Annotated in this window: 26 protein-coding genes; 6 read left to right on the top strand and 20 right to left on the bottom strand. The window is 65.9% G+C overall.

The features are described from left to right. Positions 1-111 precede the first annotated feature (111 nt). From ACFSGJ_RS16925 to ACFSGJ_RS16875, 11 genes are all read right to left on the bottom strand, one after another. Positions 112-915 (bottom strand): purine-nucleoside phosphorylase, encoded by an 804-nt coding sequence (locus tag ACFSGJ_RS16925; protein WP_390264554.1) that lies wholly within the window; start codon positions 913-915, stop codon positions 112-114. Continuing rightward, entirely contained in the window at positions 899-1,864 is a 966-nt protein-coding gene (locus ACFSGJ_RS16920; RefSeq protein ID WP_390264551.1) for an ABC transporter permease, read from the bottom strand. The genes ACFSGJ_RS16925 and ACFSGJ_RS16920 overlap by 17 nt, the downstream gene beginning before the upstream one ends. Further along, positions 1,864-2,952 (bottom strand): ABC transporter permease, encoded by a 1,089-nt coding sequence (locus tag ACFSGJ_RS16915; RefSeq protein WP_390264548.1) that lies wholly within the window; start codon positions 2,950-2,952, stop codon positions 1,864-1,866. Before ACFSGJ_RS16915 ends, ACFSGJ_RS16920 begins: the two co-directional genes overlap by 1 nt. After that, positions 2,952-4,526 (bottom strand): ABC transporter ATP-binding protein, encoded by a 1,575-nt coding sequence (locus tag ACFSGJ_RS16910; RefSeq protein ID WP_390264546.1) that lies wholly within the window; start codon positions 4,524-4,526, stop codon positions 2,952-2,954. The genes ACFSGJ_RS16915 and ACFSGJ_RS16910 overlap by 1 nt, the downstream gene beginning before the upstream one ends. Positions 4,527-4,536: 10 nt before the next feature. Beyond that, positions 4,537-5,526, bottom strand: a complete 990-nt coding sequence (locus tag ACFSGJ_RS16905; protein ID WP_390264543.1) for a BMP family lipoprotein — start codon at positions 5,524-5,526, stop codon at positions 4,537-4,539. A 171-nt stretch (positions 5,527-5,697) separates the two neighbouring features. Then, positions 5,698-6,099, bottom strand: a complete 402-nt coding sequence (gene rimI / locus ACFSGJ_RS16900; protein ID WP_390264540.1) for a ribosomal protein S18-alanine N-acetyltransferase — start codon at positions 6,097-6,099, stop codon at positions 5,698-5,700. Then, positions 6,096-6,734, bottom strand: a complete 639-nt coding sequence (tsaB, locus tag ACFSGJ_RS16895; protein ID WP_390264537.1) for a tRNA (adenosine(37)-N6)-threonylcarbamoyltransferase complex dimerization subunit type 1 TsaB — start codon at positions 6,732-6,734, stop codon at positions 6,096-6,098. The genes rimI and tsaB overlap by 4 nt, the downstream gene beginning before the upstream one ends. Before the next feature lie 4 nt (positions 6,735-6,738). Continuing rightward, positions 6,739-7,299, bottom strand: coding sequence for a NifU family protein (locus tag ACFSGJ_RS16890; protein WP_390264534.1), 561 nt, complete (start codon positions 7,297-7,299; stop codon positions 6,739-6,741). A gap of 74 nt (positions 7,300-7,373) precedes the next feature. Continuing rightward, entirely contained in the window at positions 7,374-7,829 is a 456-nt protein-coding gene (locus ACFSGJ_RS16885) for a universal stress protein (protein ID WP_390264531.1), read from the bottom strand. A 73-nt stretch (positions 7,830-7,902) separates the two neighbouring features. Further along, the gene (locus tag ACFSGJ_RS16880; protein ID WP_390264528.1) at positions 7,903-8,769 is read right to left on the bottom strand and encodes a branched-chain amino acid aminotransferase; all 867 of its coding nucleotides are present in this window, start codon (positions 8,767-8,769) and stop codon (positions 7,903-7,905) included. 77 nt (positions 8,770-8,846) lie between these two features. Beyond that, the gene (locus tag ACFSGJ_RS16875; protein ID WP_390264525.1) at positions 8,847-9,329 is read right to left on the bottom strand and encodes a VOC family protein; all 483 of its coding nucleotides are present in this window, start codon (positions 9,327-9,329) and stop codon (positions 8,847-8,849) included. Positions 9,330-9,600: 271 nt separating this feature from the next. Between ACFSGJ_RS16875 and ACFSGJ_RS16870 the strand changes: the two genes are divergently transcribed. Then, a complete protein-coding gene (locus tag ACFSGJ_RS16870; RefSeq protein ID WP_390264522.1) occupies positions 9,601-10,173 on the top strand; it encodes a L,D-transpeptidase in 573 nt (190 codons plus the stop codon). Here ACFSGJ_RS16870 and ACFSGJ_RS16865 read toward each other — a convergent pair. From ACFSGJ_RS16865 to ACFSGJ_RS16845, 5 genes are read right to left on the bottom strand one after another with little or no spacing between them, the layout of a single operon-like run. Continuing rightward, positions 10,160-11,287, bottom strand: coding sequence for a hypothetical protein (locus tag ACFSGJ_RS16865; RefSeq protein ID WP_390264519.1), 1,128 nt, complete (start codon positions 11,285-11,287; stop codon positions 10,160-10,162). The genes ACFSGJ_RS16870 and ACFSGJ_RS16865 overlap by 14 nt on opposite strands. Then, a complete protein-coding gene (gene trpS / locus ACFSGJ_RS16860; RefSeq protein WP_390264516.1) occupies positions 11,288-12,343 on the bottom strand; it encodes a tryptophan--tRNA ligase in 1,056 nt (351 codons plus the stop codon). A 58-nt stretch (positions 12,344-12,401) separates the two neighbouring features. Continuing rightward, positions 12,402-13,940 (bottom strand): murein biosynthesis integral membrane protein MurJ, encoded by a 1,539-nt coding sequence (gene murJ, locus ACFSGJ_RS16855; RefSeq protein ID WP_390264513.1) that lies wholly within the window; start codon positions 13,938-13,940, stop codon positions 12,402-12,404. Further along, the gene (locus ACFSGJ_RS16850) at positions 13,940-16,744 is read right to left on the bottom strand and encodes a [protein-PII] uridylyltransferase (protein WP_390264510.1); all 2,805 of its coding nucleotides are present in this window, start codon (positions 16,742-16,744) and stop codon (positions 13,940-13,942) included. The genes murJ and ACFSGJ_RS16850 overlap by 1 nt, the downstream gene beginning before the upstream one ends. After that, on the bottom strand, positions 16,704-17,882 hold the full coding sequence (locus tag ACFSGJ_RS16845) for a penicillin-binding protein activator (RefSeq protein WP_390264507.1): 1,179 nt from the start codon (positions 17,880-17,882) through the stop codon (positions 16,704-16,706). Before ACFSGJ_RS16845 ends, ACFSGJ_RS16850 begins: the two co-directional genes overlap by 41 nt. Before the next feature lie 86 nt (positions 17,883-17,968). Between ACFSGJ_RS16845 and rsmI the strand changes: the two genes are divergently transcribed. Genes rsmI through gshB form a run of 3 tightly spaced genes read left to right on the top strand, consistent with a single transcriptional unit; the run spans position 17,969 to position 20,212 of the window. Then, positions 17,969-18,862 carry a 16S rRNA (cytidine(1402)-2'-O)-methyltransferase gene (gene rsmI / locus ACFSGJ_RS16840; protein ID WP_390264504.1) on the top strand — a complete coding sequence of 298 codons (894 nt, stop codon included), beginning with the start codon at positions 17,969-17,971 and terminating at the stop codon, positions 18,860-18,862. Next, entirely contained in the window at positions 18,859-19,212 is a 354-nt protein-coding gene (locus tag ACFSGJ_RS16835; protein ID WP_390264501.1) for a YraN family protein, read from the top strand. The genes rsmI and ACFSGJ_RS16835 overlap by 4 nt, the downstream gene beginning before the upstream one ends. Positions 19,213-19,267: 55 nt before the next feature. Beyond that, positions 19,268-20,212 (top strand): glutathione synthase, encoded by a 945-nt coding sequence (gene gshB / locus ACFSGJ_RS16830; protein WP_390264497.1) that lies wholly within the window; start codon positions 19,268-19,270, stop codon positions 20,210-20,212. Between the two features lie 388 nt (positions 20,213-20,600). Here the strand turns inward: gshB and ACFSGJ_RS16825 are convergent, their stop codons facing one another. From ACFSGJ_RS16825 to cobU, 4 genes are all read right to left on the bottom strand, one after another. After that, a complete protein-coding gene (locus tag ACFSGJ_RS16825) occupies positions 20,601-22,103 on the bottom strand; it encodes a YifB family Mg chelatase-like AAA ATPase (RefSeq protein WP_390264495.1) in 1,503 nt (500 codons plus the stop codon). Positions 22,104-22,153: 50 nt separating this feature from the next. Beyond that, on the bottom strand, positions 22,154-23,047 hold the full coding sequence (locus ACFSGJ_RS16820) for a glutathione S-transferase N-terminal domain-containing protein (protein WP_390264492.1): 894 nt from the start codon (positions 23,045-23,047) through the stop codon (positions 22,154-22,156). Positions 23,048-23,125: 78 nt separating this feature from the next. Beyond that, complete coding sequence (locus tag ACFSGJ_RS16815) at positions 23,126-23,704, bottom strand: histidine phosphatase family protein (protein WP_390264489.1); 579 nt, start codon at positions 23,702-23,704, stop codon at positions 23,126-23,128. Beyond that, positions 23,701-24,240 (bottom strand): bifunctional adenosylcobinamide kinase/adenosylcobinamide-phosphate guanylyltransferase, encoded by a 540-nt coding sequence (gene cobU / locus ACFSGJ_RS16810; protein ID WP_390264487.1) that lies wholly within the window; start codon positions 24,238-24,240, stop codon positions 23,701-23,703. Before cobU ends, ACFSGJ_RS16815 begins: the two co-directional genes overlap by 4 nt. A 98-nt stretch (positions 24,241-24,338) precedes the next feature. On the opposite strand from cobU, the gene ACFSGJ_RS16805 reads away from it, so the two are divergent. Together ACFSGJ_RS16805 and ACFSGJ_RS16800 are read left to right on the top strand one after the other, a co-directional pair. Then, positions 24,339-25,217, top strand: coding sequence for an RNA polymerase factor sigma-32 (locus ACFSGJ_RS16805; RefSeq protein WP_390264484.1), 879 nt, complete (start codon positions 24,339-24,341; stop codon positions 25,215-25,217). Continuing rightward, positions 25,214-26,011: a ChaN family lipoprotein gene (locus ACFSGJ_RS16800; RefSeq protein ID WP_390264481.1), complete on the top strand. Its 798-nt coding sequence runs from the start codon at positions 25,214-25,216 to the stop codon at positions 26,009-26,011. Before ACFSGJ_RS16805 ends, ACFSGJ_RS16800 begins: the two co-directional genes overlap by 4 nt. The last annotated feature ends 26 nt before the right edge of the window (positions 26,012-26,037 follow it).

Genomic DNA, 26,037 nt, shown 5'->3' with positions numbered 1-26,037 from the left:
CGTCGGCGTTTCCCGTGACCTGTCCTACCCTAACGCACAAGAAGGATAAGCGTCACGACCTTGCCACGACTTTCCCAAGATTTTCTCAATCCGTGCCGAAAATCTCGGCCGTCAAAGACCGGACAGGAAACGCAGCAAGATACGTTCCAGCTTCGCGGCCCCCAGCGGTGCCATGGCCTTGGTGTGTTCGTGGCTGATCTTTTCGTCGCTGAGCCCCGCGGCCATGTTGGTGATGGTCGAAACCGCCGCCACCCGCAGGCCCAGGAACCGCGCAAGGATCACCTCGGGCACGGTGGACATGCCGACCGCATCGGCGCCCAGGATGCGCAGCGCCCGGATCTCCGCTGGGGTTTCGAACGAGGGGCCGGAATACCAGGCATAGACCCCCTCGGCGAGGGCGATACCCTCGGCCTCGGCGGCGGCGCGCAGACCCGCGCGCAGGGCAGGGTCATGCGCCTCGGTCATCGGCACGAACCGCGCATCCGTCGGCTCACCGATCAGCGGGTTCAGGCCGGAAAAGTTGATATGGTCCGACAAAAGCATCAGGTCGCCCGGCGGAACATCCTGCCGGAACGAGCCCGCGGCATTGGTCAGGATCAGGCTTTCCGCCCCCAGCGCCTTCAGCACCTCCAAAGGCAGGCGCATCGCGTCGCCGCGCCCGGATTCGTAGTAATGCGCCCGTCCGCCAAAGACCGCGACGCGCTGGCCCATCAGGTCGCCGACCACCAGATTGGGATTGTGCCCCGACACGCCCGCATGGGGAAAACCCGGAAGATCGGCATAGGGGATCGCCACGCCATTTACCCGGTCCGCCAGATGGCCCAGCCCGGACCCGAGCACGAGCCCGATCCGGACAGGCGCCGCGCCCGCCCGGTCCCGGACGATGGCGGCGATTTCTTCAGCGTTCCTTGACATAGGCCTGTCCTCCGGCGCGGGGGGGTATTGCCTTGCCGACAAAGCCGGCAAGGATGATGACGGTCAGGATGTAGGGCAGGGCCTGCATCAGCTGGACCGGGATGACGAGACCGCCCAGTTCAAGGCTTTGATAGCGGTTGGCGATCGCCTCCAGCAGGCCGAAAAGCAGCGTGGCCCACAGCGCCTGAACCGGCCGCCATTTCGCGAAGATGAGTGCCGCAAGCGCGATGAAGCCACGGCCCGCCGTCATCTCCTTGACGAAACCGGCGGAAAGACCGGTCGCGAGATATGCCCCCGCAAGCCCGGTCAGCACGCCGCAGATCACCACCGCCGCATAGCGCAGCGCCACGACCGACACGCCCGAGGTATCGACCGCCGCAGGGTTTTCCCCAACGGCGCGGAGGCGCAGCCCGAACCGGGTGCGGAAGAGCACCCACCAGGACAGCGGCACGCAGATCAGCGCGACATAGACCAGCAGCGAGTGCCCGGACAGCAGCACCGAATAAAGCTGTCCGATCACCGGCACATCGCGCAGTTCGGCCGCGAAGGGCAGGCGGATCGGCGAAAACCGCGCATCCCCCGTCAGGGACGGCGTGCGCCCGCCTTGCTGAAAGAGGTTCTGCGCGATCAGCACCGTCAGCCCCGAGGCCAGAAAGTTGATCGCCACGCCCGAGATGAGCTGGTTTCCCCGGAAGGTGATCGAGGCGAGCCCGTGTACGAGCGACAGCGCGACCGATGCCCCGATCCCGGCAAAGAGGCCGATCCAGACCGAGCCGGTCAGCGCGGCGACGGCTGCCGACAGGAAGGCCGCGGCGAGCATCTTGCCCTCGAGCCCGATATCGACGATGCCGGCGCGCTCGGAAAAGAGCCCCGCGAGACAGGCAAAGAGCAGCGGCGTCGCGAGCCGGATGGTGGAATCGAGGATCTGCAGTATCGTGCCGAGGTCCATCACACGCCCCTCCGCCCGCGCGCCGCAAAGATCCGCTCGATCGGGAGCCGCACCATGTTGTCGAGCGCGCCGGTAAAGAGGATCACGAGCGCCTGAATGACAATGATCAGTTCGCGCGGGATCGAGGTCCACAGCGCCAGCTCCGCCCCGCCCTGATAAAGAAACCCGAAGAGGATCGCCGCGAGGAACACTCCGAACGGATGCGAGCGCCCCATCAGCGCGACCGCGATGCCGATGAAGCCCGCGCCTTCGACGGCGTTCATCACCAGCCGGTTCGCCTCGCCCATCACGTTGTTGATCGCCATGAGACCGGCAAGCCCGCCCGAGATCAGCATCGCATACATGGTGATCCGCACCGGCGAGATGCCGGCATAGACCGCTGCGGGTTCGGACTTGCCAAAGGCCCGGATCTGAAAGCCGAGCCGCGTGCGCCAGATCAGCGCCCAGACCACCACACAGGCGAGGATCGCGATGAAGAAGGTGATGTTGGCCGGGGTCGCACGGGAAAACGGGATGCCGACAAGGGCCAGAACCTCATGCAGGCCCGGCAGCGTCACGCCGAACCGCGCCGAGGACGGGTCCATCGAGCCCGCCGGGCGCATGACATTCACCAGCAGGTAGTTGAGCAGCGCCGCGCCGATGAAGTTGAACATGATCGTCGTGATCACGATATGGCTGCCGCGCCGGGCCTGAAGCCAGGCCGGAATCGCCGCCCAGGCCGCGCCAAAGAGCGCGGCCCCCGCCATCGCCGCGATCAGCGCGACCGTCCAGTGCGGCCAGCCCACCGACAAGAGGACGACCGCGACCCCAAGCCCGCCCAGCGTTGCCTGACCCTCGCCGCCGATGTTAAACAGTCCTGCGTGAAAGGCGACCGCCACCGCAAGCCCGGTGAACATGAAGTTCGTGGCGTAATAGAGCGTGTAGCCCCAGCCATAGGTCGACCCGATCGCGCCCGAGACCATGATCTGCATCGCCTCGACCGGGTTCTCACCGATGGCGAGGATCACGAGGCCCGAAATCACGAAGGCGATCAAGAGACTGATGAGGGGCACGAGAACGGTGTCGGCCCATTTCGGCATCCGCTCCATCAGGCAGACCCCCCTTTCATCCCGGCCATCATCAGGCCCAGTTGTCGTTCATCCGCGTCCTGCGGAAGGCATTCGCCCATGATCTGCCCGTCGAACATGACGGCGATCCGGTCCGACAGCGACATGATCTCATCGAGCTCCACGCTCACGAGCAGGATCGCCTTGCCCGCATCGCGCAGCGCCACGATGCGCTGGTGGATGAACTCGATCGCGCCGATATCCACGCCCCGGGTCGGCTGCCCGATCAGCAGAAGGTCCGGCGCGCTTTCGATTTCGCGGGCCAGCACGATCTTCTGCTGGTTGCCGCCGGAAAAGTTCTTGGCCGCCAGCCTCGGGTTCGGGGGGCGTATGTCGAACCGCTCCATCTTGGCGGCGGTGTCACGAACCAGCGCGTCATTGTCCATCAGAAGCGCATTCTTCTGATAGGCCACCGCGTTGTGATAGCCGAAACCCACGTTCTCCCACGCGGCGAAGTCGAGGATCAGGCCGCGGCGATGGCGGTCCTCGGGCACATGGGCCACCCGTGAGGCGCGCCGCGTCTGCCCGTCAGAGGTGCGGCCCGTCAGGTCAAGCGCCGTCCCGTTCAGCCGGGCGGTCCCGGTTCCGGTCGCGATGCCGGCCAGTACCTCCAGCAATTCCGATTGCCCGTTGCCCGCGACGCCCGCGATCCCCAGGATCTCGCCGGCGCGGATCGAAAGGTCGATGCCGCGCAACCGCTCCACGCCCTTGTCGTCGACCACCTTCAGGTTCTCGACCTCCAGCACGGGCTTGCCGGGCTGCGCGGGGGTCTTCTGGACCCGCAGCAGAACCTTGCGCCCGACCATCAGTTCGGCAAGCGTTTCGGGCGTCGCCTCGGCGGTGCGCAGGGTGGCGGTCATTTCGCCACGGCGCATCACGCTCACATTATCCGTGATCTCCATGATCTCCCGCAGCTTGTGGGTGATCAGGATGATCGTCTTGCCCTCGCGCTTGAGGTTGCGGAGGATGCGGAACAGGTGGTCGGCCTCGGCGGGCGTCAGAACCCCGGTGGGCTCATCCAGGATCAGGATTTCCGCCTGACGATAAAGCGCCTTGAGGATTTCGACCCGCTGCTGATGCCCGACCGAAAGATCCTCGATCCGCGCATCCGGATCGACATTCAGTTCGTATTCCCGCGCCAGATCCGTCAGGGACCGGCGGGCCTTGGCAAGGCTGGGGCGCAGCAGCGCACCCTCTTCTGCGCCGAGGATCACGTTTTCAAGAACCGTGAAATTCTCGACCAGCTTGAAATGCTGGAACACCATCCCGATACCGGCCCGGATGGCCGCCTGGCTGTCGGCGATCTGGGTGGGGGCGCCGTCGATCAGGATCTCGCCTTGGTCGGCGCGGTAGAACCCGTAGAGGATCGACATGAGCGTCGATTTCCCCGCCCCGTTTTCGCCGATGATCCCGTGGATCGTCCCCTTCTCGACCTGGATCGAGATGTCCTTGTTCGCCTGAACGGGGCCGAAGGCCTTGCAGATGCCGCGCAGTTCAATTGCGAAAGCGGGGGCGGCAGGTTGTGCCTGCCGCCCCGTATCAGGTGTGATCGTCATGCAAACGGCCTTAGTTCACCGGGCAGGTGTCGTCGGACATGTAGTCATGGACCTGCAGTTCGCCGGCCATGATCTGTTCGGCGGCGGCATCCACGGCGGCCAGCATTTCCTCGGTCAGAAGCTCGGCGTTGAATTCGTCCAGCGCATAACCCACGCCACCCGCCGCGAGGTTCATCGTCACGATGCCGGTTTCAAGGCCGGGGCCTTCGGAAAACGCCTCATAGACGGCATTGTCCACGCGCTTGACCATCGAGGTCAGGACGCTGCCCGGGAAGAGGTAGTTCTGGTTGGAATCGACGCCGATGCCATAGATGCCTTCGTCGGCGGCAGTCTGCAGAACGCCGATCCCGGTGCCGCCTGCAGCCGCAAAGACCACGTCGGATCCCTGGCTGATCTGCGCGCGGGTGATCTCACCGCCGCGCACCGGGTCGTTCCAGGCGGCGGGGGTGGTGCCGGTCATGTTCTGGATGATCGCGATATCCGGGTTGGCCGCCCGGGCGCCCTGCGCGTAGCCGCAGGCAAAGCGACGGATCAGCGGGATGTCCATGCCGCCGACAAAGCTGACGGTGCCGGTTTCCGAGGCCATCGCGGCCAGCATCCCGACCAGATAGGACCCCTCATGCTCGGCAAAGACGACGGAGCGGACGTTGGGCTCATCCGTCACACCGTCGATCAGCACAAAGCGGGTGTCCGGGTAATCGGGCGCCACCTGTTCCAGGGTCGAGGCGTTCTGGAAGCCCATGACGACAATCGGGTTCGCGCCGGCTTCGGCCATGCGGCGTACGAACTGTTCGCGCTGCGCCTCGGTCTGCATCTCGATCTCGCGATAGGTGCCGCCGGTTTCCTGGACCCAACGCTGTGCCCCGTTATAGGCGGCCTCGTTGAACGACTTGTCGAACTTGCCGCCCAGGTCGATCACCAGCCCGGGTTCCGCCGCGGCCATGCCGGACGAAAGGGCGAGCGCGGCAGCGGCGCCGAGAAGTTTCTGCGTCAGGGTCATTCAGGGTCTCCCGGATCATATGGACGCAAGGCGCGCCCTGGCATTTTTATGCCCGTTGAATTCACGCCAGTTTACGCCGGAGCCGGCGCAGAGCGTCAACAGGTTTTTATCGGGCGCCCGTCGCTCTGCCAAGCCGGGACGCGATCTTCCGCTGCGTTCTCGCGCGGGCGATCAAATCAGCGGCTTTCGCATCACGATGGCGTCAATCTTTGCGCCGTAATAGTTCCGCCGGATGCCCGCCTCGGCATATCCCGCCCGGGAATAGAGCGCGCGGGCAGCCTGATTGTCCGCCGCAACCTCCAGAAAGCTCTTCTGCGCACCCCTCAGAACGGCGTCGGATTCGTAGCGGGACAAAAGCTGCCGCCCCAGGCCCTGCCGGCGGGCGGCGGGATGAACGGCAAGGGTCAGAAGCTCTGCCTCGCCTGCAATGGCGCGGCAGAGGGCAAAGCCTTGACCAAGCTCGACCGACCACACATGCGGCGCGCGCAACAGGTCCGCAAATTCGGCGGCGCTCCAGGGACGGGGGTGGGTAAAGCAAAGCGCGTGCAGCGCCGCCATGTCGCCCGCCGTCACGGCAATATCCGGGGCGGAACGTCTGACGAGGGTGCGGCATCCGCCGCCCGAAGATAAAGCGGCGCGGGCCGCGGATTATCCTGCCCCAGCCGCATCAGGGCTTCGCGCGCGATCGCCTCGGCAAGCGGGAACGCCGGGTTTAGCGCGCGCCCCCCGGTGGCGACCGCAAAGGTGCCGGCATCGTCGCCGACGCAGTTCCGGCCGGGCAGGGGATGGGGGAGGGTGCCGTCCTGAACCAGAAAGGGCGCGCCCGCACCGATGTCCTGCGCGTAATGCGCGCCCCTTCGCGCGTCGAGCGTCACGAGCAGCGGCCGCGGCAGGCCATGGGCCAGCGCCTCGAAGCTCGTGATGCCGATCGCGGGGATGCGCAGGGCGAGCGCAAGGCCCCGTGCGGCCGCGACCGCGATCCGGATGCCCGTGAAGTTCCCCGGACCGATGCCCACGCCGATGGCGGTCAGGTCAGGCCAGCGATGCCCGGCCTCGGACAGCATATCCTCCAGCAGGGGGACAAGACGTTCCGCCTGCCCCTTGTCCATCGGTTCATGGCGCTGCGCGATGACACGGGGGCCCATCAGCAAAGCGGCCGCGCAATGCGCGGCCGATGTGTCGAAGCCGAGGATCAGGGGCTCCCGCATGGGATCATGCGGCAACGGGCCGAACCTCCAGCACCTCGGGGATGTAGTGGCGCAGCAGGTTCTCGATCCCCATCTTCAGCGTCAGCGTTGACGAGGGGCAACCGGCGCAGGCGCCCTGCATGTGCAGATAGACCACCCCGCGGTCGAAGCCGTGGAACGTGATGTCGCCGCCATCCTGTGCGACGGCAGGACGCACGCGGGTATCCAGTAATTCCTTGATTTGCTTGACGATCTCACCATCCGGGCCGGAATGGTCGGCATGGCCCGAGGCCGCCTGTTCGCCTTCCAGAACCGGGGCGCCGGACTGGTAATGTTCCATGATCGCGCCAAGGATCGCCGGCTTGATATGTTCCCAAGCGACGCTGTCCGACTTGGTCACCGTCACGAAATCGGTGCCGAAGAACACGCCGGCCACCCCCTCGACGCCAAAAACGCGCCGGGCGAGCGGCGAGGCATTGGCCGCCTCGGCGGTGGGAAAATCGGCGGTGCCCATGTCCAGAACGGACTGACCCGGCAGGAACTTCAGCGTGGCGGGGTTGGGCGTCGACTCGGTCTGGATGAACATGGCAGGACCCTCCGGTTTCGCCTCTTGATATGCGCGCGGGGGGGCGCCCTGTCAAGGATTAGAACCGTTCTAAATCATGTGATCGCTTCCAGACGCTCCTTGGAAATCTCTCCGGGAACGATGGTGATGGGCACGGGTAGCGTGCCCGATATGCGCGACATCTGCGTCACGAGCGGCCCCGGCCCCGCCTTTTCCGTGCCCGCGCCCAGGACGAGTACGCCGATCTCCGGGTCCTCGCGGATCTGGGCGAGGATCTCGGTCACAGGCTCCCCTTCGCGGATCACGAGTTCCGGGTCCACCCGATGGCGGTCGCGCATCCATTTCGCAAAGACCTCGAAATGCGCCTCGATCCGCTCGCGCGCCTCGGCCCGCATGAGATCGGCGACACCGATCCAGGTCTGGAAATCCTCGGGCGGGATGACCGAGAGGATCTGGACCGCGCCGCCGGTGTTGCGGGCGCGCAGCGTTGCGAACCGCATCGCGTTCAGGCATTCGCGGCTGTCATCCAGAATGACAAGAAACTTGCGCATGTTTTCCCCCTTGCCGACGGATGATGGCGTTTGCGCCCGCGCCATGCAAGGGGCCTCGGAGAAGGGTCTGTCGTCAGCCCCTGCCCGAATGCGCCCAGTCCCAATACAGGTCGCGCACGCGCCGGGTCAGCGGGCCGATCTGGTAATGCACGTCGTCGAACTGCGTGACCGGCGTGACCTTGCTCATGTTGCCCGACAGAAAAACCTCATCGGCCTTGCGGAAATCGTCGATGCTCAGCACCGCTTCATGCACCGTGACACCATCGGCGCGCAGGTTCGCGATGTGGCGCGCGCGCGTGATCCCGGCAAGGAAGGTGCCGTTGGCGATGGGCGTCAGGACCTCGCCATCCCGGATCATGAAGATGTTCGCGGTCGCCGCCTCTGCCACGTTGCCAAGCGCGTCGGTCGCCAGCGCATTGCCAAAGCCCTTGGCCCGTGCCTCGGCCAGCATCCGCGCGTTGTTCGGGTAAAGACATCCGGCCTTGGCATTCACCACGGCCGAGTCGAGCGTCGGCCGACGGAAGCGTGTCGTGGTCAGTGTCGTGGATTTCTCCGGCGGCGCCATCGGGATTTCCTCCAGGCAGATGGCAAAGCCGGTCGCACCCTCTTTCGGAAGAACGCCAAGATCGCCGCCGTCGAGCGCCCAGTACATCGGGCGGATATAGACGGCGGCATTTTTGGAATAGGTCGAAAGCCCCTCATGCACCATGGCGACCATGTCTTCGGCAGAAACGGTCGGGGTGATCAGCAGCGCCTCGGCGGAACGGTTGACGCGGGCGCAATGGGCCTCCAGGTCCGGGGCTACGCCCTCGAACCAGCGCGCGCCGTCGAAAACCGTGCTGCCCAACCAGCTTCCGTGATCCGCGGCCCGCATCACGGGGACGTCGCCGTCATGCCAGCTGCCCTCGAACCAGGTGCGGATGTTCTTTCCCGTTGCCATTCGTGCCTCCTGAAACCGGGCGCGACCTTATCGCGCCCGTTCCGGGCGGTCCAGCGGGGTTCCGGATCGTCCTCCGGTCAGGGCGCCTCGGCCAGAAGCGCCCGCAGGTCGAGCCGCGCATTCGTCATCGCAAGGCTGCCATCGGGGTTCCGGGGCCAGTCCTCGGGCGCGCGGTCGCGATAAAGCTCGACCCCGTTGCCGTCCGGGTCGCGAAGATAGATCGCCTCGCTCACCCCATGATCGGCAGCACCGTCCAGCGGGATGCCCGCGTCAAGCACCCGCCGCAGCGCGTCGCCCAGGCTGGGCCGGTCCGGATAAAGGAACGCGCTGTGGTAAAGCCCGGTGTGACCGGCGGGCGGGGGCGTGCCGCCCGCGCTTTCCCAGGTGTTGAGGCCGATATGATGGTGATAGCCGCCTGCCCCAAGAAAGGCCGCGCGGTCGCCAAAGAGCTGCTGCACCTCAAAGCCCAGGACGCCGCTGTAAAAGGCGATGGCCCGGTCGAGATCGGCGACCTTCAGATGCACGTGACCCACGCGGGTCTGCGGGTGAACGGGTGTCATTTCGGGTCTCCCTCTGGTTTCTATTTATCTGGGCATCGACGGACACACCGCAAAGGGACAGGCGCGCACATGAGCTGTGCGGTTTGGCCCGCTTGGCCACGCGATATGTGTGCCCACTGCAACAGGCGGGCCGCAAACGGCCCGCGGCCCATGACAAGCGCGTTATCCCGGCGGGCCATGACCTTGATCCCCGGGACCCCACGATGCAGTTCATGGGAACGAATTCCCGTCCAGAGGGATTTTCCCGAAAATAAGTTGAAAGGAAACGTTCATGCAGACGAGGATAGACCGTCGCCAGCTTCTGACCGGGGCAGGTGCCTTTGCCGCCATGCTTGCGGTTCCGATGATCGCCCGCGCCAACCCACGCCCGCTGGGTGACTCGACCCGCAATCTTGCCGCATTCCGCACCGTCGCGTGGCAGGACCATTTCCAGCACCTGCGCCGCGGTGCCATCCTCTGCGACCTGCAATCGCGCGCGCTGCATTTCTGGTCCGAGGATGAACAGACCTACCTTCTTTTCCCGTCCTCGGTGCCCATGAGCGACGATTTCGCCCGTCGCGGATATACCGAGGTCGTGCTCAAGCGGCGCGACCCGGTCTGGATTCCGACGCCGAACATGCGTGAACGTGATCCGACGCTGCCCGAGCGTGTCGAGGCCGGACCGGACAATCCGATGGGGACGCGCGCGATGAACCTCGGCTGGACTTATTACCGCATCCACGGCATCGACAACGTGGACAAGATCGGGCGTCAGGCCTCGAACGGCTGTGTCGGCCTGTTCAACCACCACGTGGAACAGCTTTTCGAGCTGGTCGAGGTGGGAACCCAGGTCAAGATGATCTGACACCGAACCCGCGTGCCGCCAGTTGCGGCGGCACGGGCGCAGGGCAGGCGCGCAGGGATCTGCGGGCCTGTCGGTTGGCAGCCGAGATTACGGCAGAGACCACGAGGCTGCTGAGACTCGCCACGAAAGCCGCGAAACCGGCGATGGCATACCAGAGCTCATCCGCAAAGCGCATGGTCAGCCGCAGAAAGCGGGATTTCCCCATCAGTTCCAGGGGCGCGATCATCCGGGGCCCGACGGCTTCGGCAGCGCCTGCCAGCCGCCGCGCATCGGCGGGCGTGTCGATATAGCGGATCAGGTGAAGCGTCTCTATCCCACCGGCCCGCTGGCTTAGCGCGAACGTGTCGTCGAGCATCCGGGTGACGGGGCGCAGAACCTCGGGCCGGAGCGCCCGCGCCAGATCGTCCGTGCTGCGGCTTCGGGGAATGGCGCGCCAGTCGATCCCGCGGCGGAACGCATCGACCAGCGTGGCGCGCAGGGGCGGTGACAGAAGGTCCAGACGGCGGGCGGTTTTCGCCGTGCGCGCGCCCATATAGATGCCGAAACTCGTCCCGCCGCTCGGCGCGGCCAGCAGATACGAACCCAGCCCCACGACCGAGAGGCCAAGGTCAAGCTCGTCAACTTCAGTCCCGGCGATGTAATTGCCGGACTCGCGCGCGATGGCCACGACATCGCCGACAGGGGTCAACATTCCGGACAGCTGGCAAGCAAGAACCGGCGACAAGGGGCAGTTGCGCACGTCATAGGCGCAAGCGGCGCAGGTAAGGGACCCGTTGACCCATCCATGATCGGCCTCATCGGCCGCCGCGACGGCCTCTTGCAAATCCGGGGGCAGGGCGATCCCGCGCTCCCCGGCCAGGTCGGTCAGCGCGGTGATCACCACCCAGTTCCGTGGCTCATCGGCAAGCTGCGCCTCGATCCGGGCCGCAATCGCCTCTGCCGTGGCGGTTCGTGCCAACTGCCGTTCCAGCGCGGCCGAGATTTCGGCCGTGCTGCGTTCGATCATCCCTCGTCCCAGCCCGGTATCGGCAAGCCGGTTCAGGTTCAGGCCGGTCAGGGCCAGCGACCCGAGCATCAGCAGAAAAAGAACCGCGCGGGCGAGGGCGCGCGCCATCTAACGTCCGGGACGAGAGCGGACCATGCCGACGATGTCGTAGGTCTGTTCAAGGATCGGACGGGCGATAGCCTCGGCACGGTCGGCGCCCTCGCCCAGGATGCGGTCGATCTCGGCCACGTCCTGCAAAAGCCGTGTCATCTCGGAACTGATCGGCGTCAGCTTTGCCACGGCAAGATCGGCGAGCGCGGGCTTGAACGCACCGAAACCCTGCCCGCCATATTCCGCCAGAACCTCTGCCACCGTCTTGTCGGCCAGGGCCGCATAGATGTTGACGAGATTGCGCGCCTCGGCCCGTCCCTCCAGCCCTTCGGGCGTATCGGGCAGCGCGTCGGCGTCGGTTCGCGCCTTGCGGATCTTTTGCGAGATCGCGTCGGCATCGTCGGTCAGGTTGATCCGGCTTTGGTCCGAAGGGTCGGATTTCGACATCTTTTTACCGCCGTCCCGCAGGCTCATGACCCGTGTCGCGACGCCCTCGATCACCGGCTCGACCACGGGAAAGAAGTTCACGCCGAAGTCGTTGTTGAACTTGATCGCGATGTCGCGGGCAAGCTCCAGATGCTGCTTCTGATCGTCCCCCACGGGCACATGCGTGGCGTGATAGGTCAGGATGTCGGCGGCCATGAGGTTCGGGTAGGCGAACAGCCCGACGCTCGCATTTTCGCGGTTCTTGCCGGCCTTGTCCTTGAACTGGGTCATCCGGTTCAGCCAGCCCATCCGCGCGACGCAGTTGAAGACCCAGGCCAGTTCCGCATGGGCGGACACCTGGCTCTGGTTGAAGAGGATCGAGCGCGCCGGATCGACACCGCTTGCGATGAAGCCTGCCGCAAGTTCCCGCGTCGCCTGACGCAGTGTCGCCGGGTCCTGCCAGACGGTGATGGCATGAAGATCGACGATGCAATAGATCGTCTCGATCCCGTTGTCCTGGGCCACGGCAAAGCGCTTGAGCGCGCCAAGGTAGTTGCCCAGCGTGAGGCCGCCCGAAGGCTGGATGCCCGAAAACACGCGCGTCTTGTGCGTGGCCTGGACGAGAGGCGTTTGGACCGCTTCCGTCATCATCGTCTCCAATCAGGAATAAGCGTGGGCTTCGGCTTATCCCCCGCCCGGGGATGCGTCAACGGCGGAGCGCGCCGCGCAGGTCGGCCGTCCGGAACGCCCCCAGTGCAAAGCCCGAGCCGAAATAGGTCACAATGCCCAGAAGCACCAGCGCCCCGAGCGCCAGATAGCGCAGGCCCGGCGCCGTCAGCCAGTCCCCCATTGCGGCGGCGGCGGCCAGCAGGCAAAGCCCCATGATCCCGCAGGCGCCCCCGATCCGGACAAGCCGGCTGCGCAAACGGTCATCGACCTCTGCGGCCTCGCCCATGCTGCGCGTCCCGGACCAGAGCTGCCAGACCATCGCCCAAGCGGCGAGCGTCGTTCCAAGCGCGGCGGCGGCAAAGCCGATCAGCGGCATCAACCCGATGGCAAGGACCGCGTTCACCACCATCGACCAGAGCGCAAAGCGGAACGGGCTGCGCGTATCCTCACGCGCGTAATAAAGCGGCTGCAGCACCTTGTGCAGCACAAAGGCGGGCAGGCCCGCGCCATAGATCGCCAGCGCCAACGCCGTGTTCGTCGTATCCGCCGCCGTCCACGCGCCGCGGCCGAAAAGAACCGAGACCAGCGGCACGGCGATCACCATCAGTGCCACGGCGGCGGGCAGCGTCAGGGCCAGCGCGAATTCCGTCGCGCGGTTGAAGCTCGCCCGCCCGCCGGCGACGTCGCCCGCCCGGAGCCTGCGCGATAGCTCCGGCAGCAGGACGACGCCCACCGCGATCCCCACAACCCCCAGCGGAAGCTGATAAAGCCGGTCGGCATAGTTGAGCCAGGCAATCGCCCCTTCGGTAAAGGACGCGACTTGCCGGCCCACGATCAGGTTTACCTGCACGACCCCGCCCGCCAGAACCGCGGGCGCGGCAATGACCGCCAGACGGCGCAGTTCCGGCGTCAGCCGGGGCCAGCGAAAGCGGAAGGAAAACCCCGCCCGCCGCGCCGCCACCCAGGTCATCCCCAGCTGCGCGATCCCGGTGATCGGGACGGTCCAGGCAAGCGTCATGCCCATCGGCCAGTCGCGCCACAAGGCGATCCAGATCGCAAGGATGAAAAGCGCGTTCATCAGGATCGGAACGGCCGCCGTCGCCATGAAGCGCCCGGTCGCGTTCAGGACCCCGGACAAAAGCGCGGTCAGCGAGATGAAGAGGATGTAGGGAAAGGTGATCAGGCCGAAATCCACGGCCAGTCCGAACCTTTCATCCCCGTGAAAGCCCGCCGCCATCGCAAGCACCAGAAGCGGCATCGCCAGCATCCCCGCCAGCGTGAAGACGATGAGGGCCGAGGTCAGGCCCCAATACGCGTCCCGGGCAAACCCTTCGGCATCTTCGCCGGCTTCGTATTTCTTGGCGAACATCGGCACGAAGGCCATGTTGAACGCCCCTTCAGCGAAAAAGCGGCGGAACATGTTCGGCAGGGAAAAGGCGACAAAGAACGCCTCGGCCACCGGGCCGGTGCCCAGATAGGCGGCCATCATCATGTCGCGGATGAAACCCACGACACGGCTCAGCAGGGTCCAGCCGCCGACAGTCAGAAAGCCGCTTACCAGACGGATCGGCCGCATCAGGCACGCGCCCTTTCGGCACCTTCGGTGATCGCCTGCCGGAGCTTCTTTTCCAGCGCCTCCTGCCGCGCGCGGGAATGGAGTTTGAGGCCGAACATGTCCTTGACGTAAAACGTATCGACCACCTGCGCCCCGTAGGTCGCGATCACCGCGCTGGCGATGTAGATGTGGTTGGCGGCGAGCGTCCGCGTCAGGTCATACAGCAGGCCGGGGCGGTCGCGGGTGTCGACCTCGATGATGGTATAGATCTCCGACCCTTCATTGTCGAAGGCGATCGAGGTGGGAAAGCGGAACTGGCGTTCGCGTTTCTTGATCTTGTCGCGGTCCTTCAGCGCGTCGCGCGCGACGACCTCGCCGCGGAAGGTCTTTTCGATCATCTGGCGCAGGCGGGGCAGGCGGGCGGTCTCATAGGGCCGGCCATCGGCATCCTGAATCCAGAACACCGCCGTCGCATATCCGTCCTTGGACGTGTAGGTCCGTGCATCGACCACATTCGCGCCGACAAGGGCCAGCGCCCCGGCAAGCCGGGAAAAGATGCCCGGATGATCGGCCAGCGCGAAACAGGCGCGGGTCGCGTCGCGATCTTCCTCGGGGCGGATGTCGATGCGGATTTCATCATCGGTGATGTCGCGCAGCATATTGGCGAAAACCACCTGCGCTTCGGTCGTCAGCCCTTGCCAGTATGGGCCGTAATGGCGCGCGGTCTCGGCCCGCAGGTCCTTGCGGTCCCAGTCGGCCAGCGCCTCGCGCAGCGCACGCTTGGCCTCATCCTCGCGTTTTTCGCGGTTGAGATCCTCGAGCCCCGTTTCCAGCGCCTCGGCGGTATCGCGGTAAAGCTGGCGCAGCAGCATCGCCTTCCAGTTGTTCCAGGTGCCCGGCCCCACACCGCGAATGTCGCAGACCGTGAGAACCGTCAGCAGGTCCAGCCTGCGCCGGCTTTTGACCGCCTTGGCAAAATCCCGGACGGTGCGCGGATCGGCGATATCCCGTTTCTGCGCCATGTCGGACATCAGCAGGTGATACCGCACGAGCCACTCGACCGTCTCGCTTTCGTCGCTGTTGAGCCCGAGGCGCGGCGCCACTCGCCGGGCGATCTGGGCGCCAAGAACCGAGTGATCCTCGGGGCGGCCCTTGCCGATGTCATGCAGCAGCAGCGCGACGTAAAGCACCTTGCGGTTCACGCCGTCCACCAGGATCCTGCTGGCGATCGGCAGTTCCTCGGTCAGTTCGCCGCGTTCGATCTGCGCGAGCGTCGAGATGCACTGGATCGTGTGTTCGTCCACCGTGTAATGGTGATAGACGTTGAACTGCATCATCGCCACGATCGGCTCGAATTCCGGAATGAAGGCCGCTAGCGCGCCGATCTCGTTCATGTGGCGCAGGGCGCGTTCGGGGTTCCCGTGCTTCAGCAGCATGTCGAGGAATATCTGCACGGCCTCGCGGTCCTGGCGCATGTCGTCGTCGATCAGGTCCAGATTGGCCGCGATCAGCCGCATCGCGTTCGGGTGCAGTTGCAGCCCCGTGCGCAGCGCCTCGCCGAAGATGCGGATCAGGTTCAGCTTGTCCGCAAGAAACGCGGTTTCATCGGCGACCGACAGCCGGTTCTGAACGATCTCATAACCGTCCCGCGCCTTGCGTTTGCGCCGGAAAAACCCCAGCAGCGTCGGTTCCCGCTTGACATGCCGCGCCTCGAGCGCGGTCAGGAAGATGCGCGTCAGCTCACCCACGCGGGTGGCGTGGCGAAAATAGTCCTGCATGAAGTGTTCGACCGCCCGGCGCCCCGAATGGTCGTCATAGCCCATCCGGTCGGCCACTTCGACCTGCAGGTCGAAGCTCAGCTGATCCATTGCGCGGCCCGCGATCAGATGCAGATGGCAGCGCACCGCCCAGAGGAAATTCTCTGCCTCGTGAAAGCGCAGATATTCCTCGCGCGTGAAAAAGCCGAGATCGACAAGCTCGGCCGCGCGTTCGACATGGTTGAGGTATTTGGCGATCCAGTAAAGCGTTTGCAGGTCGCGCAGCCCGCCCTTGCCTTCTTTCACATTGGGTTCCAGCACATAGCGCTGGCCGCCCTGTTTCTTGTGGCGTGCGGCGCGTTCGGCCAGTTTCGCCTCGATGAACTCCCCGCCCGTGCCGCTGAAGAGATCCGACCAGAGCCGGTCGCCCAGATCGCCCGCGAGCGCCCGGTCGCCCACCAGAAAGCGATGCTCCAGCAGGGCGGTGCGGATGGTGTAATCCTCGCGCCCGAGGCGCAGGCAGTCCTTTACGGTGCGGGTCGCATGGCCGACCTTCAGGCGCAGATCCCACAGGATATAGAGCATGGTTTCGACCACGCTTTCCGCCCACGGCGTCACCTTGTAGGGGGTCAGGAAGAGCAGGTCGACATCCGAATGGGGCGCCATTTCATCGCGGCCATAGCCGCCGACGGCGATGACGGACAGCCGTTCCGCCTCGGTCGGGGTGGCAAGAGGGTGGATATGTCGGGTGGCGACCTCGAACGCCAGGGTGACGATCACATCCATCAGTCGGGACTGGGCCTGGATCAGGGCGCGCGCGTCGCGTGGCGCCGCGGCGAAACTGGCCCCAAGCGCGACCGTTCGTTCCCGGCGCAGCGCGTCCAGATGCTCAACCGCGGCGGCGCGTGCCGCCTTGGCATCGTCCAACCCGCCCAGCGCCGCAAAGAGCGCCGTGCGAGCCGCATCAACGGGAATATCCTGCAGCGGCGGGATTTTGGCCGACGCTGCAGGCAAAGCCGGCGTGGCGTCAGAGTCCCGCGCCGGTGAAGCTTCTTGGGGCTGGGTCAACGATGACCACCTCGTTATTGCGGATCTGGGCCACAGCCAGTCCCCGTTCATTAGTGCCATCGTTGCGCAGACGGAAGACACCATTGACGCCCGCAAAGCCCGAGCCGCGTGTCAGGCCTGCACGGCTCAGGGCATTTGGGTCGCCGGTCCGGGCGGCGGCCCCGATTGCGGCGATGCCGTCATAGGCCAGCGCCGCGATGGAGTGGGGGCTTTCGCCATAGGCGGCACGGTAGCGCGCCTCGAACTGGCGGGTAAGGCCCGGATCGGGCAGCGCGAACCAGCCGCCCTGAACGCCCGGCAGCGACAGGGTGGCCTGCGGCACGTCCCAGCGGGTCAGGCCGATATACTGGGTCGCTGCAGGGTTGATGCCATTTTCCGGCATGAGCTGGGTAAGAAGCGGGAGCGCCCCGGCTGTATCCGCCGTAAGAAAGACCGAATCCGCGGACCCGGCAGCCCCTGCGATGCGCGGCATCGCCTGGATCACGCCATTTTGCGAAAACTCATAGCTTTCGACCCCGGCAAGCGTCGCCGGGCTTGCGGCGATGGCCTGCTCGATCGCGCGGCGTCCCGCATCGCCCGAGGCATTGCGTTCATGCACCACGAGGATGTTTCCGCGCCCCTGCTGCGCCGCATAGCGCACCAGCCGGTCCGCCGTGTTCTGGAATGTCGGGCCAAGGACAAAGACGTTGCCGCCCGCGATGTCCGTATTGTTGGAAAAGCTCAGGACGCTGACATTCTGCGCCGCGACCGCATTTCCGACGGCGTTCGCCTCGCCGCCGAAGACCGGGCCGAGGATGATCTGGGCACCATCCGCGACGGCCTGGCTTGCAAGGCTTGCCGCGGTGGCCGCCTGACCGGAGGTGTTGTAGACGCGCAGGTCGATCTCGACCCCGTCCAGATCGGCGATGGCGAGGCGCGCCGCGTTCTCAAGGCTCCGCGCCAGGACCTGATCGTTCGCCTGTCCCGACCCGGCCGGAACCAGCAACGCAACGGCGACCGGGGCGCCACGGCTCACCTGCGGCCCCGCGCCACCGGCGAGCGGCCCCGTCGTCGGCTCACAAGCGGCAAGCCAGAGGGCGGAAAGACCGAGAACCAGTTTGACGGCGCCGCTACGCGCCATCCTCAATGCGGAAATCATGGAAATACCTCGCTGTCCCTGTTCGGATCATCGTCGAAAGCCTAAGCTTACGGGAAGTTGAAGTAAACTTGACAGGGGAAGGTTCCATGGAAGGCACGACAAAATCGGAACTCCGGTCAAAGGGGTGGGCACAGGTGGCAGCTTTGCCCAAAGGTCTTTATTTTGTGTCAACGCCGATCGGGGCCGCCCGAGATATCACGTTGCGCGCGCTCGATATTCTGGCCTCGGCGGATCTTCTGGTCGCAGAGGATACGCGCACGCTCCGCCATCTCATGGAGATCCACGGCGTTGATCTGGGCGGGCGGCATATACTTGCCTATCACGATCACAATGGCGAAGCGATGCGCCCCCGTATCCTGCGCGCCCTGGCAGAGGGGCAGAGCGTCGCCTATGCGTCCGAGGCCGGTACGCCGCTGGTGGCTGACCCGGGCTATCAACTGTCGCGTGCCGCGCTCTCGGCGGGGCACAAGGTTCTTGCAGCGCCCGGCGCCTCGGCCGCGCTCGCGGCGCTTGCCGTAGCGGGGCTGCCGACGGACCGCTTTTATTTCGCAGGGTTTCCCCCAGCCCAGGCGGGGGCACGGAAAAAATACCTGACCGAGGCAGCCGCGGTGCCCGCGACGCTCATATTCTACGAATCCCCGAAACGCGTTGGGAAATTCTTAACCGAATTGGCGGATATACTGGGCGCTGAGCGGGAGGCCGTGGTGTGCCGAGAGCTTACGAAACGATATGAGGAGGTGCTGAGGGGCAATCTGGGGGAACTGGCCGCACGACTTGCCGATCAGCCGGTCAAGGGGGAGGTGGTCGTCCTCGTCGACCGGGCGCGGGGCCAGACCGTGTCGGAGGGCGAGGTCGAGGATGCGTTGCGCAGCGCCATGGCAGAATTGACGATGAAGGATGCTGTTGCCCAAGTGGCGACATCGCTCGATCTGCCACGCCGGCGGGTCTATCAGATGGCTTTGAGACTGGAGCGGGAATGAACGGTTCAAGGAACTTTCACGCCGGACGTGTGGCAGAGGAACGTGTGGCGGACAGCTATCGGCGCAGCGGGCATCAGGTCGCCGCGTCCCGCTGGCGCGGAAAAAGCGGCGAGATCGACCTGATCCTCTCTTCGCCCGAAGGCCTTGTCTTCGTAGAGGTCAAGAAAAGCACCTCATTCGCCCGTGCCGCAGAAAACCTTGGTGCGCGACAGATCCGCCGCCTGTTCAATGCCGCGCAGGAATTTCTCGGGGTGCGGGGCTTCACGCTCGATACGCCGATGCGGTTCGACGTGGCGCTGGTGGACGGCGCGGGAAATATCGACATCCTCCCGAACGCACTTTGTGCCTGAGCATTGCAACTCTGCCTGCGCCGGTCCATCAAGAGCGCAGCAAGAGGAGCATCGCATGGGTCTCAGGATCGCTTTTCAGATGGACCCGATCGGGTCCGTGAACATCAACGCCGACAGCACGTTCCGGATCGCCGAAGAGGCGCAGGCGCGGGGTCACGAACTTTTCTACTACACGCCCGACCGGCTTGCCTTCCGTGAGGGGCGCGTGGTCGCGCGCGGATGGCCGCTCCGGGTTCAGCGTCAGATCGGGGATCACTTTCATCTGGGTGAGGAACAGGAAGTCGATCTGGCTGACTGGGATGTCGTCTGGCTGCGGCAGGACCCGCCATTCGACATGGCTTATATCACCACGACGCATCTGCTGGAGATGATCCACCCGCAGACGCTGGTCGTCAACGATCCGTTCTGGGTCAGGAACTCGCCGGAAAAGCTCTTGGTGCTGCGCTTTCCTGATCTGACGCCGCCGACAATGATCGCCCGGGATCTCGCGACCATCCGCAGCTTCAAGGAGGCGCATGGCGACGTGATCCTCAAGCCGCTTTACGGGAACGGGGGCGCAGGTGTGTTCCGGCTCGATCCGAATGACCGGAACCTTTCGGCGCTGCATGAACTGTTCACCGGTTTCAGCCGGGAACCACTGATCGTGCAGAAATTCCTGCCCGCCGTGGCCAAGGGCGACAAGCGCGTCATTCTGGTGGATGGAGAGCCCGTCGGCGCGATCAACCGGGTCCCGGCCGAGGGGGAGACACGCTCCAACATGCATGTCGGTGGCCGGCCCGAAAAGATCGCCCTGACCCCGCGCGATCTGGAAATATGTGCCGCCATCGGCCCGGTGCTGCGCGAGAAGGGACAGATATTCGTGGGGATCGACGTGATCGGCGACTGGTTGACGGAAATCAACGTGACCTCACCCACCGGCATTCAGGAGCTCGAACGGTTCGACGGCATAAACGTCGCCGCGCGGATATGGGAGGCGATCGAACGCCGCCGGGCGGGGTGACGCCGCTCTGGCGCTTCGCGGGCCTGGCTCGGAGAGGTCCCGAGGTTTGGGTATGCGGGCTTCAGTGTGCTCCGAGTGGTTGAGGGTTGCGCCATAAGCGGCTTAGCGGAGCGAGGATAAAGCTCTCACATGCAAGGAGCTGCGCCCGCCGCCATGTTCGATCACGGAGTTTCTGCGTAAGCCGGGAGCCGGTTCCGACCGGTATCTGATCCCGCGCACGAGAGCGGTCAAACCGGGCTCTGATCGATAACTGCGGCTGCTCCACGCGGCCCCTCTCAGCACGCTGGAAGTAAACGCAAGCCCAGCACGCGGAAACAAACCCAAGCGCCGGCCTGGAAGGTATGGCTGCCGGCCGCCCCTCCTGCGTGCGCATCCGCCCAATACCCCCTCACGCACCCGGCAGGCGAAAGCTCAGCGCCTCTGCAATATGGGGTTGGCCGACAGCCTCCGCGCCTTCCAGATCGGCGATGGTCCGGGCGACGCGGAGCACGCGGTGATAGGCGCGGGCCGAGAGCGAGAACCGCTCTGCCGCCCGCAAGAGCAGGGCGCGACCAGCGGCGTCGGGGGCGGCGATCCGTTCGAGAAGCGCGCCTTCGGCGTCCGCGTTGACCCGCGCCGGGGTGTCCGCGAAACGGGCGCCCTGAATCTCGCGCGCCCGGGCGACACGGGCGGCGATGGTGGCGCTTGTCTCGCCGGTGGGGGGGAGGTCGAGATCGGTGAAGGCAACGGGCGGGACCTCGATCCTCAGATCGAACCGGTCGAGAATCGGGCCCGAGATCCGGCCCAGATAATCCGCCCCGCATCCCGGCGCACGGGCGCAGGCGCGCGCGGCATCTGCCATATGCCCACAACGGCAGGGGTTGGCCGCCGCGACCAGCAGAAACCGGCAAGAATACTGAACATGTGCATTGGCGCGCGAGACCATGACCTGCCCCGTCTCGATCGGTTGGCGGAGCGTTTCCAGAACCATGCGGGGAAATTCCGGCAGTTCGTCCAGAAAAAGCACGCCGTTATGCGCCAGCGAGATCTCCCCGGGCCGCGCGGCACGCCCGCCGCCCACCAGCGACACGGTCGAGGCCGTGTGGTGCGGTGTCCGGAATGGCCGGCTGCGAGAAATCCCGCCGTCGATCAGGAGACCCTTGAGCGAATGGATCATCGAGGTTTCAAGCGCCTCGGCAGCACTGAGCGGGGGCAGAAGGCCCGGGAGGCGCGCGGCCAGCATCGACTTGCCCGATCCGGGCGGGCCGATCATCAGCATGTGATGGCGCCCGGCAGCCGCGATCTCAAGCGCGCGTTTGGCGCGTTCCTGGCCCTTGACCTCCTGCAGGTCGGGCGATGTGGCGTGGGGCATGGCCTCTTTCGCGACGGCGGGGGCAAGGGCGGTCTGCCCGCCGAGGTGCCGCAGCACCTCGGCCAGCGTGTCCGCCCCCAGAACGCGGGTGGTGCCGACCCAGGCGGCCTCGGCCCCGCAGGCGGTGGGGCAGATCAGGATACGTCCCTCGGCGGCCGCGTTCACCGCCGCCGGAAGCGCCCCGGCCACCGGCGCCAGCCGCCCGTCGAGCGAAAGCTCCCCCAGCGCTGTTATGCCTTCGACCGCATCACGCGGCACGATATCGAGCGCCGCCATGAGCGCGAGCGCGATCGGCAGGTCGAAATGCGACCCTTCTTTCGGCAGGTCGGCGGGGGACAGGTTCATGGTGATGCGGCGGGCGGGCAGGGCAATCGCCAGTGCCGACAGCGCGGCGCGAACCCGTTCCCGGGCCTCGGACACCGCCTTGTCCGGAAGGCCCACGATCGAAAACGCGGGCAGCCCCGGCGACAGGGCGCATTGCACCTCGACCGTGCGCGCCTCTGCGCCTTCGAATGCGACGGTAAAGGCCCGTGTGATCATGCCACCCCCTGACGTTTTGCCAGCCCTAGGGGGTTTTGGTTTGCGGATGGTTAACGCGCCTCGGACCCGCTGTCACCCAGCCAGAGGGCCATGAAGGTCGGCCAGACGGCTGGGTCGGCGACCGTCTTGTCGCGGCAGAACGCGTTGCAAAAGCCAAAGCGCCGCCCCTCCATTTCAAGGAAATGCGTGACCGGGCGGCCTGAATAGGGGCAGGCGGCGTTTTCCGCCGGACCATCGGCGACGGCCCGTGCCGGTAGCGGCGCGGGCACCGGCCAGGGACGCGTGGGCCAGTCGCGGCCATAGTTCGGCTGATCGGGGCCGTCGACAAGACCCATCGCTCGCCAGCGCCGGAAGGACGGGTGGGCCAGATGGGCCGCGACATAGGCAGCGGCGGCAGGGCCGACCGGCAGGTCATAGCCGGCGATGCGCGTGGCGACAGGGGCAAAGAAGACGTCAGCCGCGCTGTAGGCGCCGCAGAGCCATGGGCCGGTGGACCGGGTCTGCGCGCGCGCCCAGTCCCATATCGTCTCCAGCCGGCGCAGGTCGGCCAGAACCGGGTCGGGCAGCGGACAGCCGGTATAGGCGATGCGCAGGTTCATCGGGCAGTGGTTGCGCAAGGCGCCAAAGCCCGAATGCATCTCGGCCGCGAGCGTTCGGGCGATGGCGCGGGCACCCGGCTCTGTGGGCCATATCCCAGCGCCGGGATGGCGGGACGAAAGCTCTTCGGCGATGGCGAGGCTGTCGGCGATGACCGGCCCTTCGGGCAGGCGCAGCGCTGGAACCGTCCGGGCCGGGGCGAAATCCGCCAGCAAGGCGGGGAATTCATCGGTATAGAGCTGTGCGCGCCGCGTCCGGCAGGGGATGCCGAAGGCATCGAACAGGAGCCAGCCGCGCAGCGACCAGCTTGAATAGGCGCGATCCCCGATTGCAAGTTCGTAATCCATCCGACGTCCCCCATGCTGCGGCGCCGAGGCTAGCGCAGCTTCTGCGTCCCGCCGAATGCAATTTTGGCGAAGCGGCGATCAGGGATGGTGATTGATCCGGCCGGTCGTCCAGCCGCTGTCTGTCCGATGAAGCTCGGTGAGCGAGAGGTTCTCGATCCGCTGCGCAAAGGCCTCGATGGTGGGCAGGCCGAGCGCCCGTTCGATCTGCGTCAGGATCGTGCCGAAATGGGCCACGGCGATGATGTCCCGGTCCGGATGGGCCGCAGCGATCCGGTCCACGGCTGCGTTGACCCGCCCTGCAAACACGCCCCAGCTTTCGCCACCGGGCGGCGCCGTCGGGCCGGGTTGGTCCCAGAAGGCGCGGATCAGGTCGGGCGTTTCGGCGTGAACCTCATCATGGGCGCGGTCTTCCCAGGCGCCGAAATGGATTTCCCGCAGACCCGCGTCATGGGACAGGCGGGTTCTGCCATTCGTGATCGCATCCGCTGTCATCGTTGCGCGCAGCAGGTCGGAGGAGATGACGAGCGCCCCCCGGGGCAGCATGGCGTCCAGCCGCGCGATCCGTTCGGTATCGCCCAGGTCCGCCGGGATATCCGTCCAGCCGATCATCCGCCGCGCATGGGTGGGCGCATGGCGAACCCAGAACCAGCGGCTCATCCCCGAAAGCCGTCGGGCAGGGCGCCGCGCAGCACCAGCGGCAGCCCGGCCACCACCAGAACGGCCAGATCGGCGGCCCCTGCAAGCCGCTGGTTCAGCCGTCCCTGTGCATCGCGGAACCTGCGGGCGAGCGCATTTTCGGGCACGATCCCCATGCCCACCTCATTCGTCACGACCACCACCGGCGCGGCGCAGTTGCGCAGCGCGGCCATAAGAAATTCCGTCTCGGCGGCAAGATCGGCGTCCCGCAGCATCCTGTTCGACAGCCAGAGCGTCGCGCAATCCAACAGCACGATTTCATTCGTCCCCGCCGTTGCGAGATGTGCCGCGGGGTCGTCGGGCGCCTCGATCGTGCGCCAGCCCGCGCCGCGCTGCGCCAGATGGGCGGCGATCCGGTCGCGCATCTCGTCGTCAAAGGCCTGCGCGGTCGCGAGATAGACCCGGTCGCGCCCGCTATGCCCCACAAGCCGTTCCGCGAAGGACGATTTACCGCAGCGGGCGCCCCCCGTGATCACACAGAGTTGAGGCCACGACACGCGGGGAACTTTCATATGATCCGGTTGTTGAGCCATGACGTATCAGCCGGTGAAGTTACATTTTAAGGGCAGTCAACGTCATACCCTGGGGGTTGGATATGGCACTGGACGGTTACAACGACAACGGATTTTCCCGCCGCGCGATGAAGGCGGAACTGCTTGATGCCGAAACGGAGCTGCGGCTTGCCTATGCCTGGCGCGACCAGCGCGACGAACAGGCGCTGCACAGGCTGATCACCGCCTATATGCGGCTTGCGATTTCCATGGCGTCGAAATTCCGCCGCTACGGCGCGCCGATGAACGACCTCATCCAGGAGGCGGGGCTGGGCCTGATGAAGGCCGCCGACAAGTTCGACCCGGATCGCGGCGTGCGCTTTTCCACCTATGCCGTCTGGTGGATCAAGGCGAGCATTCAGGATTACGTCATGCGCAACTGGTCGATGGTGCGGACGGGGTCCACATCCAGCCAGAAATCGCTCTTTTTCAACATGCGCCGGGTTCAGGCGCGGTTGGAGCGTGAGGCGCTCGCACGCGGCGAGTCGCTCGACGGGCACCAGCTGCGCCAGATGATCGCGACCGAGGTCGGCGTCCCCCTGCATGATGTGGAGATGATGGAGGGTCGTCTTTCGGGCTCCGACTATTCGCTCAACGCGACCCAGTCGTCCGAGGAAGAGGGCCGGGAATGGATCGACGCGCTGGAGGATGACGGGCTTCAGGCGGCGGAAATGGTGCAGCAGAGCCACGACTCCGCGCGGCTGCGCGAATGGCTGCTGACCGCGATGTCGGCGCTCAATGACCGGGAAAGGTTCATCGTGCGCGAACGCAAGCTGCGCGAGGAACCGCGGACGCTCGAGTCGCTGGGCGATGAACTCGGGCTCTCGAAAGAGCGGGTGCGGCAACTGGAAGCGGCGGCCTTCGGGAAAATGCGCAAAAGCCTTGAAGCCCAGTCGCGAGAGGTCCACAACTTCCTCGTATGAGGCTGATTGTCCTTGCCACCCTTGCTGCCGCCCCCTGCGTCGCCCAGTGCGCCGAGATCGGGGCAGAGGGGCTTTCCGCCCTCCCGCGCGCCGATGTGGTGGTGGTCGGAGAGGTGCATGACAACCCCGCGCATCACATGAACCAGAAGGCCGTGCTTGATACCATGCGGCCTGCGGCGGTCGTCTTCGAGATGCTGACGCCGGATCAGGCCGCCCGCGTCACTCCGGATCTGCGCGCCGATTGCAAGGCGCTGGCCGAGGCGTTGGACTGGGAGTCCTCGGGCTGGCCGGATTTCGCGATGTATTGCCCGCTCTTTCAGGTTGGCGGCGCGGTGCATGGCGCGGCGATACCGCGGGACGAGGCGCGCCGCGCCATGACGGGGGGCGCCGAGGCCGTGTTCGGTCCCGAGGCGGCGCGCTACGGTCTCGACCAGCCACTGGCGGCCGCCGATCAGACGACCAGAGAGGCCGAGTTCGCCGAGGCCCATTGCAACGCGCTCCCGCCTGATCTGCTGCCGGGCATGGTCACCGCACAGCGGGTGCGCGACGCGCGCCTGGCGCAGGTCGCAATCCGGGCGCATGGGGAAACCGGCGGGCCGGTGGCGGTCATCGCGGGCACCGGCCACGCGAGGCGCGACCGGGGAATTCCTGCCAAGCTGGCGCTTGCGGCGCCCGACCTTTCGGTGATCGCGCTGGGTCAGCTGGAAACCCCGCCGGACGGCGTGCCGCCCTTCGACTACTGGATCGTGACCTCTGCGCCTGACCGGGGCGACCCTTGCGCCGCGTTTCGCTGACGGTTGAGTTCGCCCGCCCCCCGCCA

This window comes from Halodurantibacterium flavum (assembly GCF_042681825.1).
Classification (GTDB): Bacteria; Pseudomonadota; Alphaproteobacteria; order Rhodobacterales; family Rhodobacteraceae; genus Halodurantibacterium; species Halodurantibacterium flavum.
Note: the sequence above shows the minus strand (reverse complement) of the source record. Positions and strands in the feature narration are given on the sequence as shown.